Here is a 16,798-nt window from a genome sequence, read left to right as displayed (position 1 = left end):
TGCTTCACTCCTCTCTGTGTGCTGGTACGGCTCGCCCGACTGCCAGGGCGAAGACGTGGTGGCGGCTGGTTCCGTCGCTGTGCAGCGCCCGCCTCACCGAGGCGGGGATGAAGCCGGCGAAGACCGTGCCCGCCAGGCCCGACGCGACCGCGTCGAGCCACATCGTGTAGGCGGCGGCGCTGATCCTGCCGAGCAGCATCCGGTACCCGTGCGCGCCACGGGCCCTGTCGGCCTCGGCGAGGTCGGCGGCGATCGAGACGATGGCCGGCGACCGGCAGAACTCCGCCTGCAGCGTCAGGTGCTCGCGTTCCTCCGGCGGAGGAAGCGGCGCGACGGGCTGGAAGGAGCGCCGGTCGGCCTCGAAGCGGTACATGGCGGGCTCGAGCCCGTCCACGTCGAAGGCGACCACGTCGGTCTGCAGGGGCTGCTCGCCGGGCCAGGCGGCGGCGTCCTCGCGGATGCCTGCCGTGACGATGTCGGCGAGCAGACCGGTGTGGATGGGGCCCGGCGCGTAGAAGCGTTCCGACCTGCGGCGGATCAGCGTGGTCAGCAGGTCGGCGCGGGGCGTGCCGGACTCGGGTGCGATGGTCGCGGGGCCGAGCGGCTCCGGCGCCGGGCGCGGCCTGGCCGGGCCCGGGCGGGCTGCGGCGGGCTCGCGGAAGGCGGCGATCAGCCGGGTGGCCGGCTCGTGCGGGCCGTTCATCGGTGTCCTCCCAGGTCGATCACCGCGGTGAGCGGCTCCACGTCGGGGTCCACGCCGAGCAGGGCGGCCAGGGCGTCGTCGTCCCAGTGCGGCCGGAGCGCGAAGCCGATCCCGAGCGTGCGGGCGGCCAGGCGGCAGGTGGCCTGCGCGCAGCCGCTGTCGAGCAGCACGATGCGCAGCGCGAACGCGCCGTACTTGCGGGCCACCTTGGTGAAGTCGCCGGTCAGCACGAGCGTCGCGGGCGTGTTCCCGTCCGGCGGCTCCGGCGAGAGCCAGGCCAGGCGGTGCTCGGCGGGCGCGTAGCCGTACAGCCCGGGGTCGAGGCCGGGGACGTCGCGGACGGCGACGTAGGCGACGACCGAGCCGATGTTGCCGCCGCTGGCGGTCCAGCGGAACAGCCGCTGCGGGGTGTCGGCCTTGATGCCCGCCGTGACGGACAGCAGCAGGGACAGCCGCTCGGCGTCGAGCTTGCCCGAGCTCGGCCGGGCCAGCAGCTCGTGCCCGGGCGGCGGCAGCTCGACGCGCCTGGCCACCGGCCAGGTCCTGGCGATGCGCTGAAGCGCCAGGTTGGAGGGCTTGTAGTGCATCTGGTGGGCCTTGAGGTCGGCGTGCTCCTTCGGCGGGAACGCGATGCTCGCCTCGTACCGGGCCGCCAGTGGCGCCTCCTCCGCCTGATCCGCGGGGGCGGCCGAGCAGCTGGGGCAGCCCGGTCTGGTGGCGGCCGACAGGTCGTGCTGTTCGAGCGTGGCCAGGTCGACCACGCGCCTGCGCATCGGCAGCGGCCCGGGGACCGCCCTGGACACCAGCGCGAAGACGTCCCTGGCCAGCAGCGACACGGCCAGCGCCAGATCGCCGTCGACGGGTTCGCGCCCGTCCTGCTCCTCCCCCGCGGTCCCGCAGGCCAGGCACGGGGTCACCCGCGGGTCCACGAACGGCCCGAGCATCGCGCTACGTCCGCGCACGCGCATCCGCACCAGCGGGATCTCACGCTCCCAGCACTCGCGCTCCGGCCCCGGCCTCCCGTCGTCGATCCAGACGGCTAGCGTCGTCCGGTGATCAGGTACGGCTCCCGCGGCCCGTACGGCGGGCATCGACGGACCCAGCTCGGCCACCAGCGCCTCGGCCCGCTCGGGATCCCCGAACACCTCGACCCGGGCGGCGGCCAGACGCCGCGCCGCCAGCTCCCAGGCGGAGTTGGCGCCGGTCGAGTCGCCCATCCTGGACAGGAAGTCGGCCAGCCCGTCGTCGATCTCCGGGGCGGGTCCCTCCGGGGCCGCCTCCTCGATGACGCCGCACGTCCACAGCAGCGACAGGACCTTGAACACCGACTCCTCGGGCAGGCCGAGCCCGATAGCAAGGGCGGCGTGGTCGCGCTCGCCGTCCAGCAGCTCGAACAGGCGCGGCAGCACCTCGGTGGCGGACCGGCCGCGCAGCAGCTGCTTCTTGGGGCCGCCGGTCACGACGACCTGGTCGTCCTCGAAGTCGATCACCAGGCCGCGGCGCGGGCGCGGGCGGGCGGGGACGCGGATCTGCGGGTCGAAGCGGGCGGCCGCGCCGATGGCCTGCGCGGAGATCACGTTCACGAGGCGCTCTCCTGTGAGATCCGGGCGAAGGCGGGCCACAGCTCGTCGTCGCGGACGGGTCGGGTGCGGCAGCGGGGGCAGCGGTCGACCGCGACCACGGTGGCGGTGCGCGTGGCGCCGTCCACCTGGCCGAAGAGCCGGACCGTGGCGCCGATCGCGCCGGGCTCGGGCCCGTCGACGGCCTCGGCGAGCGCCTGGCGGGCGAGCGCGGCGGCCACGCCCACGTGGTGCGCGGGGTGGCCGGTCGGCATCCGCCGCTCCACCTGGTCGGGTTCCGTCGTGCGGTGCTGCTCGCGGCGGCGCAGGTAGCAGGCGTGGCACGCCGTACGGCCCGGGATGACGACCGGTCCGCACCGCAGCTCTCCCGCGGACGGGTGGACGCCGAACCAGGGCACCCGCCAGGCGTGCGCGGCGCGGTCGACGGCCTCGGCCAGGCCGAGCCGTTCGCGTCCCGCGGCCAGCACGATCACGTCGGCGTGCGGCCAGAGGCTGGGGTGGGTGCCGTCGTCGACGTGGTGGACGAGGGCGGTGGGGTCGGCGGCGCGCAGGCGGGCGGCGACCGCGTGGCCGAAGGGGTCGAGGGCCAGGATCAGGTTCACGGTGTTCCTCACGCGAAGGGCTGGGGCACGGGGTTGATCTCGGCCTCGCCGCGCACCGGGTGCCCCATGGCCCGCGGCGCCTCGTAGAGCCGCGGGTGGGCCAGGTAGCGGGCCCTGTGCACGAACGACAGCGGCATCAGCTGCGGCACCAGCACCCGCACGGCGGTGGCGCCGACCTGCCTGGCCTCGTCGGTGGTGATGTCCACGACGACGACCTCGCAGCCGGCGCCGTGCAGCCGGTCGAGCAGCCAGGGCAGCGTGCTCCGGCCAGGACCCGGCCTGGGCAGGTCGTCCAGGCGGCGCGCGGGGCGGTCGCCGTCGAGCAGGAAGTCGAAGCGGTCGCGCCGCTCGAGCGGCGCCGACTGGAGCGCTCCACCCACGACGGTGAGCGTGTCCTCGGGCACGACGTCCTGCTGGGTGGGGGCCAGCGCCCGCAGCGCGATGCGCAGCGAGGCGGCCTCACGGTAGAGCTTGGCCACCGCCCTGCCCGGGTCCACGTCGCAGGTGGCGACCACGACCTGGGCCAGGCTGGGGTCGTGGTCGGCCAGCTGGACGCCGTAGACGACCGGGACCCCGAGGTCGGTGGTGGCGTCGAAGAGCAACGTGCGCACGTTGGCGGACGCGCCGCGCTCGACGAACGCGCGGTGCTCGGGGGCCAGGTCCGCCGGGTCGAACTCCAGCCGCGGCAGCCGCAGCCGCTGCAGCCAGGTCAGGCTGATCGAGTCGCGCTCGACGACCTCGAGCAGCCCGTTGGTGACGGCGGCCGCCGGGTCGCGGTGCACGGCGCACCCGGTCGAGACCGGATGGGTGTAGCGCTCGCCCGCCGACTCGGGCGGGAACTTCAGGTACACCTGCACGGCCGGCACGTAGACGGGCCCGCGGCGGGTGAACGACCAGCCGCGCAGCCAGCGGATCGGGATCCGCGGGTCGTGCTCGGTGAGCCCGGAGCGCGGGTCGGCCAGTTCCCTCGCCGAGCAGATCGGCCACCGGCTCGGGGCGATCGCCTCGTCGCCCAGTTCCTCCGCGGTCGCCCAGATCATCCGGCCCGGGTCCCACGCGCACGAGGAGTACCGCTCCAGCGACTCGGCCACGGCCAGGTGCGCCGCGGTCTCCGTGTCGAGCGCGCCACCGGCGCCGTCGAAGTTCCCCGAGGCCGGGTCGTGCTCCCAGCCGCGCAGCGAGGCCAGCGCCGCGCCCGCGTTCCCCAGCGAGCCCGTGTAGATCTTGAACGCCGGCTCGCCCTCGGCCACCGGCAGCCACGTCAGCCTCGAGACCAAACCGTACGGTGAAACCAGCCTGCCCATGTCCCGAAGCGACTCTGGGACGGCCATGTGCTCCCCTTCCCCCGTCTTCCACCCCGGACCGCCACTCCCCCGACCGGCGACCGGACACGCCCACCAGTCTGCGCAGCCCTCGCTTCCTCCCCGCTTCCTCGCAAGTTTCCGCAGGTAGACATGTATCTACTGACATTCAGACGACCGGACATAAGCGCCGGTCGGCGAGAAGGTGTACGGCGGGCAAGCCAAGCCGTGGTGCCTCGTTCACGCATCGCCGTGACGGCGAGCAACAATCCCCGACTCGCCGGAAGCGCCGCCCACAGGCCCTCAACCGCAGTACGGCGGGCGGCCGGATTCGCCGGCCTGCCGTACGAGAGGAGGAAACAACCAGTACGGCGGGCGGCCGGAATCGGCTGCCCGCCGTACAAGAGAAAGAACCATCCGCCGTGCGGGAGAGGGAGCGAACTAGGTCAGATCGCGGCGCGTGTGAAGCACAGTGGCGAGTGCCACCGCGGCGGCCACGATCGCCGCGAAGTACGCCAGGCCCGGCAGCGGCCCGAGGACGCCGATGATGGCGGCGTTGGCACCGATCGTCTTGAACGGCAGGTAGGCCGACACCGACGACGGCAGGATGAACAGCAGGACCTGCTCGACGCCGAGCGCCCAGATGAGCAGCGCCGCGACCGCCGCCGCCGTGCTCCTGAGCAGCAGCCCGAACGCCGTCCCGAGCACCGCCGCGAGCGGCACCGCCAGCAGGATCGACAGCAGCACCACCGCGCCACCCCCCGACAGCGGCGAGTACGCGCCGGGCGCCCCCAGGAGCCCGCCGAGGTAGCCGAGGACCAGCCCGGCCAGCGCCACGACCAGTCCGGCCGCCGCGGCGGCGGTGAACTTGGCCGCCAGCAGCCGCCCGCGCCAGGGCACCATGACGGAGGCGACCCGGAGCGTTCCACTGCGCAGGTCGGCGGTGGCGATCAGGACGCCGATCACCATCATCACGTACAGCAGCACGTCGGACGGGATCGTGATGGCGTTCACCGACGAGCCGGCCGAGGCCGCCATGTCGCCGCGGGCGAACAGCGGGACGTGCCCCTGCGGGTCGAGCGACCTGGCGACGGTCAGCGCGCCCAGCCCGGTGAGCAGGATCGCGACGGCCGCCGCGACGAGGTAGGCGGGGATGGTGCGGATCTTGATGACCTCCGCGGACACGATGTCGCCGAAGCTCATGGCTAGCCCACCTCCCCCTTGATCTCGACGCGGTCGATCGTGGCCTTGGCGAACGCGGTCTGCAGGCTGCGTTCCTCGGTGAGGCCGAAGAGCGCGACTCCCGCGTCGCGCGCCAGCTCGCCGAGCTGGGCCGCGGTGAGGCCGCCGACCTGCATGCGCTGGCCGTCGCTGTCGAGCACCTGGCCCCCGGTCTGGATGACGGCGGCGCCGAGGACCTGCGGCCTGTCGCAGATCACGCGGATGGTCTGGGCCTGGAAGCGCTCGATGAACGCCGCCGCGGATCCACTACCGATGATCTTGCTTTGCGCGATCACGACCAGGTCGTCGACGAGATCCTCCAGTTCCGCCAGCAGGTGGCTGGAGACGAAGACGGTCCTGCCCTGGTCGCGGAACGTGCGCAGCAGGCCCTTCATCCAGGTGATGCCCTCGGGGTCGAGCCCGTTCATGGGCTCGTCGAGGATGACGATCTCGGGATTGCCGATCAGCGCGATGGCCAGGGCCAGGCGCTGGCGCATGCCGAGCGAGAAGCGTCCGGCCCGCTGGCCTGCGACTTCGGTGAGGCCGACGCGGTCGAGCAGCGCCTCGGCCTGGTTCGCGGGCACGCCCGCCAGCCTGGCCGCCCACCGGACGCTGTCGATGGCCCGCCTGGCCGGATGAGCACACTGCGTGTCCAGCGCGGCGCCGACCTTGCGGGCAGGCACCGGCCACTCGTGGATGGGTTTCCCGTCGATCAGCGCCGCCCCCGACGTGGGGTGGTCGAGCCCCAGGAACAGCCGCATCGTGGTGGATTTCCCGGCGCCGTTCGGGCCGAGGAATCCGGTTATGGCCCCCGATCTGATGGCGAAGCTCGCGTTACTCACCGCGAGCACCGGCCCGTACCGTTTCGTTAAGTTCTCTGCTTGCAGCATTGGTTTCATGCTCAGTGCAACCATCACTTCCGAGTCACACACCCCGTTGGAGATATGTCCGTTTCGTGCCTTGATTGGCTGTTCGATGTGACATGCGAAGTTGGTGGGCTAGCGTATGACTTTTCCCCGGCTAACCCATTTGAAGCATCATGCAAACACCGGTGAATACGTCTGTCAATCTGCAAGATCTGCCCGCCATTGGCATGCGCTGGAGCTCCAGATAACCCGAATCTCGCCTATGACCTGCAGATACAGGTGACAAAATGGCAACTTGGCGACAATTCGCGCGAGCCTGGCCGGGATCCGGTAAGCGCGGGAACCAGTGTGGCTGCCGAGATCAATGTCCACTGTGTCACGCTCACGGCAATTGTCGATCACGTTTTTAGGTGATATATGGGTCTTTAGATTGCCATTGAGGCTTGCTACGTTGTTAACCGTTGAGTGAACTCAGGAAGCAGCCGATGCGGGTCAGCAAGAGGGGCGAACGGGGCACTATGCACGGCGAACCTGAAGACGACGGGGTATTTGTTTCGACTGATGAGGCGGGGGCCTTCGATCCGAGCAAGACCACCCAGTGGGTGCGGCGTGACGCGCCGCGCCGGGTGCTCGATCCGGACCAGGAGCGCGCCCTGCGCTTCCCGCCGCCCAATCCGGCGGCGGTCGACGCGGAACCACGCCGCTTAGGCCACTTCGGCACCGCGACCGAGGATCCGCCGACCGGCACCGACCCTGGTACGGCGGGCCTCCCGCGGACCGCGGATCCCGCGCCGCCGCCGCCCGTGGACCTGCCCGCGGACGACGGGGACCCGACCTCGGAGAGCCTGCGCCCCGACCGCCTGCTCCGCAACCGCAGGCGCCCACCGGCGAGCGGCTGGCGCAGGCTCGTCTACAGGATGACGGGCGGCGCCATCCACCCACCTCCCTCCAAGCTCGAACGCCACCGCCACGACCTGGTCGAACGCATCCGCCAGCCGGTGGCCAAGGGCCACTTCAGGGTCGCGGTGATGAGCCTCAAGGGCGGCGTCGGCAAGACCACCACCACGATCGCCCTCGGCTCGACGCTGGCCGCCCAGCGCGGCGACCGGATCATCGCCGTGGACGCGAACCCGGACCGTGGCACGCTGTCGGACAAGCTCCGCCTGGAGTCCCCCGCCACGATCCGCGACCTGCTCAACGACCGCGGCGGCATCAGGCGCTACGCCGACGTCCGCTCCTACACCTCCCAGGCGCCCTCCAGGCTCGAGGTGCTGGCCTCCGACAGGGACCCGGCGATCTCGGAGGCGTTCAACGCAGCCGACTACGCGGCCGTGGCCGAGATCCTCGACCAGTTCTACTCGATCGCGATCACCGACTGCGGCACGGGCATGCTGCACTCGGCGATGAGCGCGATCCTGGCGATGGCCGACCAGATCATCCTGGTCAGCCCGATCACCGTGGACGGCGCGCGCTCGGCCTCGGCGACGCTCGACTGGCTGCAGGCGCACGGCCACCGCCCGCTGGCGAGCAACGCCGTGGTGGTGCTGTCGGCGATCAAGAACCTCCGCAGGAACGCCGTCGACGTCGACGAGCTCAAGGGCCACTTCTCCAGACGCTGCCGGGCGGTGATCGGCGTGCCGTTCGACCCGCATCTGGAGGAGGGCTACGAGGTCGACCTGGACCTGCTGCGCCCGCGGACCCGCGACACCTATCTGGAGCTCGGCGCCGCCATCGCCGACGCCTTCCACAGCCGGGACCCGCTGTGACGCCGCTGCTGCGGGTGTCGGATCTGGAGGCGGGCGTGCTGGCGGGCGTGTCGTTCACCGTACGGCGGGGCGAGGTCGTGTGCGTGGTCGGCCCGCCGGGCAGCGGGAAGACCACGCTGGCCGAGTGCGTGGCGGGCTCCCGCGAGCCGGACGCCGGCCACGTCGAGTCCACCGGCCGCGTGGGCGTGAGCCTGCGCGACGACGACCCGCCCGCGCGCATGAAGGTCCGCGAGGCGCTGACGCTGTTCGCCGAGCTGTACGGCACGCGCGGCCTGCCCGCCCACCTGGCGGACCTGCTCGACCTGGATCCGCTGCTCGGCAAGCGCTTCGGCGCGCTGACCGAGGGGCAGCGGCGCAGGGCGCAGGTGGGCCTGGCGCTGACGGGCAACCCGGAACTGATCGTGCTCGACGACCCCATGGGCGGCCTGCGCGACGGCAGCAGGGACCGCATCGAGCGGGTGATCGCCGAGCTGAGCACCGGCTACGGCGCGGTGTGCCTCACCCTCGACGACCCGGCCCAGGCCGAACGACTGGCCGACCGGGTGGTGCTGCTGCGCGCCGGCCGGGTGCTGGCCGAGGCCGAGCCGTCGCGCCTGCTCGGGCTGCTCGGCGCCGACTGGGTCCTGCGCGTCCCGCCGCAGGTCCGCGTCGGCGAGCCGGCCGAGGTCCGGGTGCTGCGCGGCGCCTCGTCCACCTACCTGTACGGCGAGCGTCCCGCCCTGGAGCGCGCGGCCAGGGACCTGCCCGGCGTCAACGGCGACCGGATCCGCCCCACGTCGTTGCGTGACGCCTACCTGGTCCTGTCGACCGAGGGCCGTCAGGAGGCCCCGCGGGAGCCCCGCACGCTGACCGGACGCCTGGTCGGCCCCGGCGAGGTCCCCGCGGCGCTGGAGCAGGGCTCATGAGCGCGCCGGAGGCCAGGCCGATGCGGACGGTGTGGATCCTGGCGCGCAGCGAGCTGGTGCTGCTGGCCAGGACGCCGGTGGCGTGGCTCGCCTCGGTCGCGCTGCCGTTCCTGGTGTGGCTGCTGCTGATGCTCTTCATCGGGTTCTCGCTGCCGACGATCGAGTTCGGCGCCATGCCGGGCGTCCGGGTGATCGACCGGCTGACGGCCGAGATGGCCGGGACCGTGGCGGCCTGCGTCGGGATCGTGGTCGTCGCGCTGAACGTCTCAGGCAGCCGGGCCGGCGGGATGCTGCGGCGGCTGCGCCGTACTCCCATGACGGACGGCGGCTTCATCGCCGCGCAGGTCGTCGTGGCGGCGGCGCTGGTGGTGGCGAGCGTGACGCTGTTCGTGGCCGTGACGTTCGCGATCTACGGGGCGCCGCGGACCTGGCACCCGCTGTACTTCGCGGGGGCGCTGGCCGTGGTGGCCTACTGCACGTTCAGCGTGGGGCTGCTGCTCGGCGGGCTGCGGCTGCCGGAACCCGCCGCCAGGGTGGCCGCACCGACGATCTTCGTCCTGCTGTTCCTCACCAGCGGCATGGGGGTGCCGCGCGAGGGCTGGCAGGGAGTGGCGCCGTGGCTGTACCAGATCACCACGGTCAACCCGCTGGCGCAGCTCGACGACTTCGTCTTCGACGCCGCCTACCTGGGCAGGCTGTCGGCCACCTGGCCGGCGGTGGCGGGCCTGTTCGTCACCGCGCTGGTGGTGAACGTGGCGACCGGCAGGACGTTCGACTGGACCGGGCGGCCCGCACCGATCACTTGACGTAGGGGGACACGGGGGACATGCGCACGACCATCTGCCTGGTGTCGGCGGCGGTGATGCTGTTGTCGCTCGTTGCCGGCTGCACGCAACGCGACTCCCGGCATCCCATCGCCATCGCGATCGCCGGCGGCGCGCAGCGGCCCGCCGTCCAGCAGACGCAGCCGCGGGCGCCCAAGCCCGCGGGCTCGCTCAGCCCGGCCGACGCGCAGGCCAAGCTCACCCAGTGCATCAGGCAGAACGGTATCGACATGCCCGACCCCGGCTCGCCCGAGGCCAGGAACTGGCGCTACACCGGCGACCAGGCCACGCTGCAGAAGGCGCTGAAGGCCTGCGAGCAGTACACCAAGCAGCTCCCCAACCCCTACGACGACCCGAAGATCCGCGACCAGCTGGTCAAGTTCGCCCAGTGCATGCGCAAGCAGGGCATCGACATGCCCGACCCGCCCCAGCAGAACTGGAACCTCAACCCCAACGACCCCTCCTTCCAGAAGGCCATGCAGGCCTGCCGCCAGTTCGTGCCCAGCTTCGGCGGGTCACAGTGAGAGGCCCGCTGAAGGGCGTGATCGTCGCTCTGGAGACCACCGCGATCGGCGCGGCCGTCACCGCGGCGGGCGTGTTCGCCGCCGGGGCGTTCTTCCACGATGGCCCGCACGCCGCCAAGGCCGCCGCCCCCGCCACCCGCCCGCCGGCCACGGCCACCGCCGAGATCACCCGCGGCGACCTCGTCGACCAGGAGAGCGTGGACGGCAAGCTCACCTTCGCCGACGGCCGCACGATCAAGGCCGGCCAGCCCGGCACCGTCACCGGCCTGCCGTCCGAAGGCGCGGTCGTCACCCGCGGCCAGGCGCTCTACCGCGTCGACCGCAAGCCGCAGATCCTCATGTACGGCAGGCTGCCCGCCTACCGGGACCTGGAGGAGGACGTCAAGAAAGGACCCGACGTCGAGCAGCTCGAACGCAACCTCCGCGCGCTCGGCTTCGGCAAGGGCGTGACCGTGGACGGCAGGTTCACCTCCGCCACCGCGCGAGCCGTACGCAGGTGGCAGAAGCACAACGGCCTGGAACGCACCGGCCGGGTGGAGGCGGGACAGGTCGTGTTCCTGCCCGGCGCGGCCCGGGTGAGCGCCACGAGCGTCGAGGTCGGCGACCGCGTCGCGCCGCAGCGGCCGGTGCTGCAGGTCACCACCACCGAGCGGCTGGTCCGCATCGACCTGGACGCCGACAAGCAGGACGTGGCGCAGGCCGGCAAGAAGGTCACGGTCAAGCTGGCCGAGGGCAGGACCGTCACGGGCACGATCTCGAAGGTCGCCAAGGTGGCCAAGCTGGTCAAGTCGAACGGCCAGGACAAGGGCAAGCCCGTGGTCCAGGTCGAGATCAAGGTCCCGGCCAAGGACGTGGGCGCGCTCGACGAGGCGCCCGTCACGGTCGAGCTGCGGCGGCAGCGCGCCAGGAACGTGCTCAGCGTGCCCGTCGAGGCGCTGCTCGCCCTGCCGCAGGGCGGCTACGGCGTCGAACTGGCGGACGGCCGCCGGGTGCCGGTGACCACGGGCGCGTTCGGCAGCGGCCGGGTCGAGGTGAGCGGGCAGGGCATCGCCGAGGGCACGCGGGTGGCGGTGGCGGGACGATGAGCAGGCCGATCCTGGAGATCCACCGGGTCAGCAAGGACTACGGCGGCGTGCGGGCGCTGCGCGAGGTGAGCCTGACCATCGGCCAGGGCGAGATGGTGGCGATCGTGGGCCCGTCGGGTTCGGGCAAGTCCACGCTGCTGCAGATCGCCGGCACCCTGGACCGGCCCACCTCCGGCACGGTCCGCGTGGCGGGCCATGACGTGAACCGGCTGTCGGACCGGGAGCTGTCGGCGCTGCGCGCCCGCTGCATCGGGTTCGTCTTCCAGCAGTTCCACCTGGCTCCCGGCCTGTCGGCGCTGGACAACGTGGCCGACGGGCTGCTGTACTCCGGGCTGCCGCTGCGGGCGCGGCGCGCCAGGGCCGCACTGGCGCTGGAACGGGTCGGGCTCGGCGACCGGTTGCGGCACCGGCCGCATCAGCTGTCGGGCGGGCAGATGCAGCGGGTCGCGGTGGCCAGGGCGGTGGCGGGCGAGCCGCCGCTGCTGCTGGCCGACGAGCCGACCGGCAACCTCGACACCGAGTCCGGCGCCGAGGTGCTGTCGGTGTTCCGTTCGCTCAACGCGGCCGGGATCACGATCGCGCTGATCACCCACGACCTGGACGTGGCCGCCGCCTGCCCGCGCAGGATGCGCGTGCTCGACGGGCGGATCACGCCGTGAACGGGGTGCTGCGCCCGGTCCGGTTGCGGCCGTCCGACCTGGTCAGGCTCGGCACCGCCGGGCTGCGGGCCAGGCCGGGCCGCGCGCTGCTCGCGGCGCTGGGCATCGCGGTCGGCATCGCCACCATGGTGACCGTGGTGGGCATCTCCGCCTCCAGCCAGGCCCGGCTGCTGCGCCAGCTCGACGCGCTGGGCACGAACCTGCTGCGCGTCTCCCCCGGCGACGACCTGTTCGGCGACGACCCGGTCAAGCTGCCCAAGGGGGCGGCGGCAGCCGTCCTGCGCATCGACGGGGTGCGCGAGGCCGGCCAGACCGGCGACACCAAGGCCACGGTCAGGCGCAACGACCTGATAGCCGGCGAGGTCTCGCTCGGCATCAGCGTGCAGGCCACCAGCCTGGACCTGCTGCGCACGCTGGACGGCAGGGTCCGCTCGGGCACCTGGCTGAACGCGGCGACCGAGCGGCACCCGGCGGTTGTGCTGGGGTCCGTGGCGGCCGAGCGGCTCGGGCTCACCGCGCCCGACGCCCAGGTCTGGATCGGCAACCGGTGGTTCACCGTGATCGGGATCCTGGACCGGATGCCGCTGGCCGAGGAGATCGAGCGATCGGCGCTGATCGGGTTCCCCGCGGCCGAGGAGTACCTGGACTTCGATGGCCATCCGACCACCGTCTACGAGCGGTCGGACGACGAGAGCGTGGAGAGCGTGCGGGACGCGCTGGCCAGGACCGTCAGCCCGGAGCGGCCCAGCGACGCCAAGGTCAGCCGGCCCTCCGACGCGCTGAAGGCCAAGGCGGCGGCGGCCGGCGCGTTCACCGGGCTGATGCTGGGGCTGGGCGCGGTCGCGCTGTTCGTGGGCGCGGTCGGGGTGGCCAACACGATGGTCGTGGCGGTGCTCGAGCGGCGCAAGGAGATCGGGCTGCGCCGCTCGCTCGGTGCCACCCGCGGGCAGGTGCGCACGCAGTTCCTGGTGGAGGCGCTGATCCTGTCCGTGGCGGGCGGGGCCTTCGGCGTGGTCGGCGGGGCGCTCGCCACGTTCGTCTACGCGGGCGTCAACGCGCTGCCCGCCGTGGTGCCGGTGTGGGCGCCGGGCGGGGCGCTGGGGACGACGCTGCTGATCGGGGCGCTGGCCGGGATCTATCCTGCGGTCAGGGCTGCCCGGGTTCCTCCTTCGGTTGCTCTGACGGCCCAGTGAGCTCGGCCTGCTCCCACTCGTCCAGGTCGGCCAGCACCAGGCGCAGCGAGTCGCGCAGGTTGCCGCGGTAGTGGCGGTTGGTGGCCCTGAGCTGCTCGGCCCCCTCGTCCTCGCCGTGCTCGGCCGCCCTGGCCAGCAGTTCGGCGCGGCGGCCGCGGGCGTCCTCGACCAGTTCCCTGCTGTACTGCTGCGCCTCCTGCATGTACTGGTCGGCGGTCTGCTGGGCCTGCGACAGGATGCTGGCGGCGTAGACGTGCGCCTCGTGGACCCGGCTCACCGCCTGCTGCACGGGGACGGGCTCCTCCTGCTTGGTCTCCAGCTCCTTGCCGTGCTGGGGCGGTGTCTCCGGCTGGGAGGTGCCCGCGACGTACTCGCGCAGGCGGGTCACCTCGGCCTCCAGGGCCCGCTTCTCCTGCAGCAGCACGGTCAGCTCCTGCTCGACGCGGTCGAGGAAGGAGTTGACCTGCTGCTCGTCCAGGCCGCGCTTGCCGAACGCGGCCCGGCGGAACACCACGGACCGCAGCTGCGCCGGGGTCAGCCAGTCGGCGGTGCGCGCCTCCCAGGGCTCGGGCGCCGCGCGGGGCTCGTCCCACTGCGGCTCCTCCCACGCCTCCTTGTGCCCGTTCTGCCCCGGCTCCTGCCAGGGCACCACGTCTTCCGCTTCCGCGGGAGCGGTGAACTTGGCGTGGAACTGCTCCACGTTGTCAGTCATGATGCGAACCTCTGTGGCGGCGTGGCCACCGTGCTGGCGAATCGTTCCAGGTGGATGCGGGTGTCGTTGAAGCCGCTCGCGCGTAGCCGCCCGACCGTGTCCTCGACCATGGCGGGCGGGCCGCAGATGTAGGCCTCGTAGCCGTCCCAGCGGCCGTAGCGGCCGACGACCTCACCGGCGGTGCCCGAGGGCGCCATGTCGGGATCGCGCACGTCCGACAGCGCCGGGGTGACGTTGAGCCAGGAGTAGCGGGCCGCCCAGGAGCGCAGCGCGGCCAGGTCGTACAGGCCCGCCGGCTCGCGGGCGCCCCAGAACAGGCTGACCCACGGCGGCACCGGCAGCCGGGTGACGTGTTCGAGAATCGCCTTGATCGGCGCCAGGCCCGTGCCGCCCGCTATCAGCAGCAGATTTCTGCCCGTGGTGGGATTGAGCGTGAGCGTGCCGACCGGCGCGCCGAGCTTTATCGTGTCGCCTTCCTGTAAATGGCGCACAAGTGTCTGGCTGACCACGCCGGAGGCTTTCACGTGCAGCTCGAAAGTATTGTCCTGGCGCGGCACGTTGGCCATCGAATAATAACGCCACGTATTCGGCCGGCGGTCCACTTCGACGGGCGCCGACTGGCCGGGCACATACGGGTAGGGGCGGTCGGCGAGCAGGCGCAGCACCGCCGTGTCGACGGCCCGCCGTTCGTGACTGATCACCTCGGCGGTCCAGCACGCGGGGCGCGTGGCCGCGTCGAGCTGGGCGCCCTCCACCAGCACCCGCGTGATCTCCCCCAGAAAACGGTGCCAGTCGGCCTCCAGCTCCGCGTTCCACACGGGTCCCGAGAACCGCCGCATGGTGCCGACCACGCTGGCGCCCCACTGCGCGTAGTGCTCGGGCTCGGCGCCGAACTTGCGATGGCTACGGCCGAGCCTGTGCAGGTAGGGAGTGATCTCGGGGATGTCGCCCGCGTGCTCGACCGCGAACGCGAGCGCGGTCATCAGCCGGGCCCGCTGGTTGCGCATGTTGAGCGGGAACATTTCCCGCAGCTCGGGCGCGCGCAGGAACAGATCGGAGAATAAATACAGCGGCACCGTGTCGCCGTATTTGGCCACCAGCTCGAAGTTGTCCTTGAGTCGCTGAAAAGCCAAAAGAGCCCCCCGGTAGAACTCTAATATTTTTTTACCTTAACCAGGCGGGATGGTGATTGTCCACCGCCTTGACCGGGGGAAATCCGATGAGTGCGGGCTCCAGCTTCACGCATGACGAAGGAGGCGCCGGGCCCGGCGCCCCCTTCGTTCGGACGATCAGACGTCGGTGATGCGGATGCCGGCGTGCGCCTTGTAGCGGCGGTTCACCGCGATGATGTTGGCGGTCAGCGCCTCCACCTGGTGGGCGTTGCGCAGCCGCCCGCCGTAGATGCCGCGCACGCCCGGGATGACGGCGGCCAGCGCCTGGACCAGGTCGGTGGCCTCGCGGTCGTCGCCGAGCACCAGCACGTCCAGGTCGACCTTGTCGACCTCGGGGTCGAGCAGCGTCACGGCCGACACGTGGTGGAAGGCGCCCACGACCCGGCTGTCGGGCAGCGCCTGCTCGGCCTCCTGGGCGGCGCTTCCCGCCTCGACCTTCAGCGCGTACGGGCCCTGCTTGTCGAAGCCGAGCGGGTTGACGCAGTCGACGACGATCTTGCCGGCCAGCTCGGTACGCAGCGACTCGAGCAGCGCCTTGTGGCCCTCGTACGGCACGGCCACGATCACGATGTCGGTCTCGGCGGCGACCACGTGGTTCTCCGCGCCCCGGGTGCCGGATCCGATCGAGTCGGCCGCGTCCTGCGCCCGCTGCGCGTTGCGCGACCCGATCACCACGGGATGGCCCGCCAGCGCGAACCGCCGCGCCAGCCCCTTCCCCTGGTCACCCGTCCCGCCCAAGATGCCGATAGAAAGCCCGCTCACGTCAGTCATGCGTCAGATCATGCCAGATCGCCATTTCCCGCTCTTTCCGCAGCCCCTCAGGGGAGCGTCAGGATCTCGCTGCCGCTGTCGGTCACCAGGATGGTGTGCTCGAACTGGGCGGTGCGCTTGCGGTCCTTGGTCACGGCGGTCCACTTGTCGGGCCAGATGTCGTACTCGATCGTGCCCAGCGTCAGCATTGGCTCGATCGTGAACGTCATCCCCGGCTTCAGCTCCACCTGCAGCGACGGGTCGTCGTAGTGCGGCACCATCAGCCCCGAGTGGAACGTGGTGCCGATGCCGTGGCCGGTGAAGTCGCGCACGACGCCGTAGCCGAAGCGCTTGGCGTAGGCCTCGATCACCCGGCCCACCACGTTGAGCTGGCGGCCGGGCGCGACCGCCTTGATCGCGCGCATCATCGACTCGCGGGTGCGCTCGACCAGCAGCCTCGACTCCTCGTCCACGTCGCCGACCAGGTAGGTGGCGTCGGTGTCGCCGTGCACGCCGCCGATGTAGGCGGTGATGTCCACGTTGACGATGTCGCCGTCGCGCAGCACTGTGTCGTCGGGGATGCCGTGGCAGATCACCTCGTTGATCGAGGTGCACAGCGACTTGGGATAGCCGCGGTAGCCCAGCGTGCTGGGATAGGCGCCGTGGTCGAGGAGGAACTCGTGGCCGATCCTGTCGAGTTCGTCGGTCGTCACCCCGGGCGTTGCGTGCTTGCCGACCTCCTCGAGCGCCTGTGCGGCGATCCGGCCGGCGACGCGCATCCGCTCGATGATCTCGGGCGTCTTCACGTCGTCCTCGCCCGTCTTGGGATGCTTCCTGCCGACGTACTCCGGCCGCTCGATCGAGGCGGGCACCTTACGCATGGGCGAGACTCGCCCGGGCTGGAGCAGTGTCGTCATGAAATCCGAGTGTACGGG

Annotated in this window: 17 protein-coding genes; 7 read left to right on the top strand and 10 right to left on the bottom strand. The window is 71.9% G+C overall.

Annotated elements, in window-relative coordinates; genetic code table 11:
- Positions 1 to 4 precede the first annotated feature (4 nt).
- The 6 genes from KIK09_RS50715 to KIK09_RS50690 form a co-directional block, all read right to left on the bottom strand.
- Complete coding sequence (locus tag KIK09_RS50715; protein WP_214326796.1) at positions 5 to 703, bottom strand: nitroreductase family protein; 699 nt, start codon at positions 701 to 703, stop codon at positions 5 to 7.
- The gene (locus tag KIK09_RS50710; protein ID WP_214326795.1) at positions 700 to 2,286 is read right to left on the bottom strand and encodes a nitroreductase family protein; all 1,587 of its coding nucleotides are present in this window, start codon (positions 2,284 to 2,286) and stop codon (positions 700 to 702) included. Before KIK09_RS50710 ends, KIK09_RS50715 begins: the two co-directional genes overlap by 4 nt.
- A complete protein-coding gene (locus tag KIK09_RS50705) occupies positions 2,283 to 2,885 on the bottom strand; it encodes a TOMM precursor leader peptide-binding protein (protein ID WP_214326794.1) in 603 nt (200 codons plus the stop codon). Before KIK09_RS50705 ends, KIK09_RS50710 begins: the two co-directional genes overlap by 4 nt.
- Before the next feature lie 8 nt (positions 2,886 to 2,893).
- A complete protein-coding gene (locus tag KIK09_RS50700) occupies positions 2,894 to 4,216 on the bottom strand; it encodes a YcaO-like family protein (RefSeq protein ID WP_214326793.1) in 1,323 nt (440 codons plus the stop codon).
- 411 nt (positions 4,217 to 4,627) lie between these two features.
- Complete coding sequence (locus tag KIK09_RS50695; protein ID WP_214326792.1) at positions 4,628 to 5,389, bottom strand: hypothetical protein; 762 nt, start codon at positions 5,387 to 5,389, stop codon at positions 4,628 to 4,630.
- A gap of 2 nt (positions 5,390 to 5,391) precedes the next feature.
- Entirely contained in the window at positions 5,392 to 6,249 is an 858-nt protein-coding gene (locus KIK09_RS50690; RefSeq protein ID WP_214326791.1) for an ABC transporter ATP-binding protein, read from the bottom strand.
- Between the two features lie 509 nt (positions 6,250 to 6,758).
- On the opposite strand from KIK09_RS50690, the gene KIK09_RS50685 reads away from it, so the two are divergent.
- Genes KIK09_RS50685 through KIK09_RS50655 form a run of 7 tightly spaced genes read left to right on the top strand, consistent with a single transcriptional unit; the run spans position 6,759 to position 13,229 of the window.
- Entirely contained in the window at positions 6,759 to 8,039 is a 1,281-nt protein-coding gene (locus tag KIK09_RS50685) for a MinD/ParA family ATP-binding protein (protein ID WP_214326790.1), read from the top strand.
- Positions 8,036 to 8,944: an ATP-binding cassette domain-containing protein gene (locus KIK09_RS50680; RefSeq protein WP_214326789.1), complete on the top strand. Its 909-nt coding sequence runs from the start codon at positions 8,036 to 8,038 to the stop codon at positions 8,942 to 8,944. Before KIK09_RS50685 ends, KIK09_RS50680 begins: the two co-directional genes overlap by 4 nt.
- The gene (locus KIK09_RS50675) at positions 8,941 to 9,750 is read left to right on the top strand and encodes an ABC transporter permease (protein ID WP_214326788.1); all 810 of its coding nucleotides are present in this window, start codon (positions 8,941 to 8,943) and stop codon (positions 9,748 to 9,750) included. The genes KIK09_RS50680 and KIK09_RS50675 overlap by 4 nt, the downstream gene beginning before the upstream one ends.
- 20 nt (positions 9,751 to 9,770) lie before the next feature.
- Positions 9,771 to 10,292, top strand: coding sequence for a hypothetical protein (locus KIK09_RS50670; protein WP_214326787.1), 522 nt, complete (start codon positions 9,771 to 9,773; stop codon positions 10,290 to 10,292).
- A gap of 17 nt (positions 10,293 to 10,309) precedes the next feature.
- Positions 10,310 to 11,377, top strand: coding sequence for an efflux RND transporter periplasmic adaptor subunit (locus KIK09_RS50665; RefSeq protein WP_214326786.1), 1,068 nt, complete (start codon positions 10,310 to 10,312; stop codon positions 11,375 to 11,377).
- Positions 11,374 to 12,036: an ABC transporter ATP-binding protein gene (locus KIK09_RS50660; protein WP_214326785.1), complete on the top strand. Its 663-nt coding sequence runs from the start codon at positions 11,374 to 11,376 to the stop codon at positions 12,034 to 12,036. The genes KIK09_RS50665 and KIK09_RS50660 overlap by 4 nt, the downstream gene beginning before the upstream one ends.
- Positions 12,033 to 13,229 (top strand): ABC transporter permease, encoded by a 1,197-nt coding sequence (locus KIK09_RS50655; RefSeq protein ID WP_214326784.1) that lies wholly within the window; start codon positions 12,033 to 12,035, stop codon positions 13,227 to 13,229. The genes KIK09_RS50660 and KIK09_RS50655 overlap by 4 nt, the downstream gene beginning before the upstream one ends.
- Here the strand turns inward: KIK09_RS50655 and KIK09_RS50650 are convergent.
- From KIK09_RS50650 to map, 4 genes are all read right to left on the bottom strand, one after another.
- The gene (locus KIK09_RS50650) at positions 13,183 to 13,941 is read right to left on the bottom strand and encodes a DivIVA domain-containing protein (protein ID WP_214326783.1); all 759 of its coding nucleotides are present in this window, start codon (positions 13,939 to 13,941) and stop codon (positions 13,183 to 13,185) included. The two genes, KIK09_RS50655 and KIK09_RS50650, sit on opposite strands and share 47 nt — an antisense overlap.
- Positions 13,938 to 15,074: a globin domain-containing protein gene (locus KIK09_RS50645; RefSeq protein ID WP_214326782.1), complete on the bottom strand. Its 1,137-nt coding sequence runs from the start codon at positions 15,072 to 15,074 to the stop codon at positions 13,938 to 13,940. The genes KIK09_RS50650 and KIK09_RS50645 overlap by 4 nt, the downstream gene beginning before the upstream one ends.
- Before the next feature lie 156 nt (positions 15,075 to 15,230).
- Positions 15,231 to 15,884 (bottom strand): NADPH-dependent F420 reductase, encoded by a 654-nt coding sequence (npdG, locus tag KIK09_RS50640; RefSeq protein ID WP_214326781.1) that lies wholly within the window; start codon positions 15,882 to 15,884, stop codon positions 15,231 to 15,233.
- 47 nt (positions 15,885 to 15,931) lie between these two features.
- A complete protein-coding gene (gene map, locus KIK09_RS50635) occupies positions 15,932 to 16,780 on the bottom strand; it encodes a type I methionyl aminopeptidase (protein ID WP_214326780.1) in 849 nt (282 codons plus the stop codon).
- Between the last annotated feature and the right edge of the window lie 18 nt (positions 16,781 to 16,798).

Source organism: Nonomuraea sediminis, from assembly GCF_018531495.1.
In the GTDB taxonomy this organism is placed as follows: Bacteria; Actinomycetota; Actinomycetes; order Streptosporangiales; family Streptosporangiaceae; genus Nonomuraea; species Nonomuraea sediminis.
The sequence above is the reverse complement of the archived record's forward strand: the minus strand, read 5'-3'. Positions and strand labels throughout refer to the sequence as shown.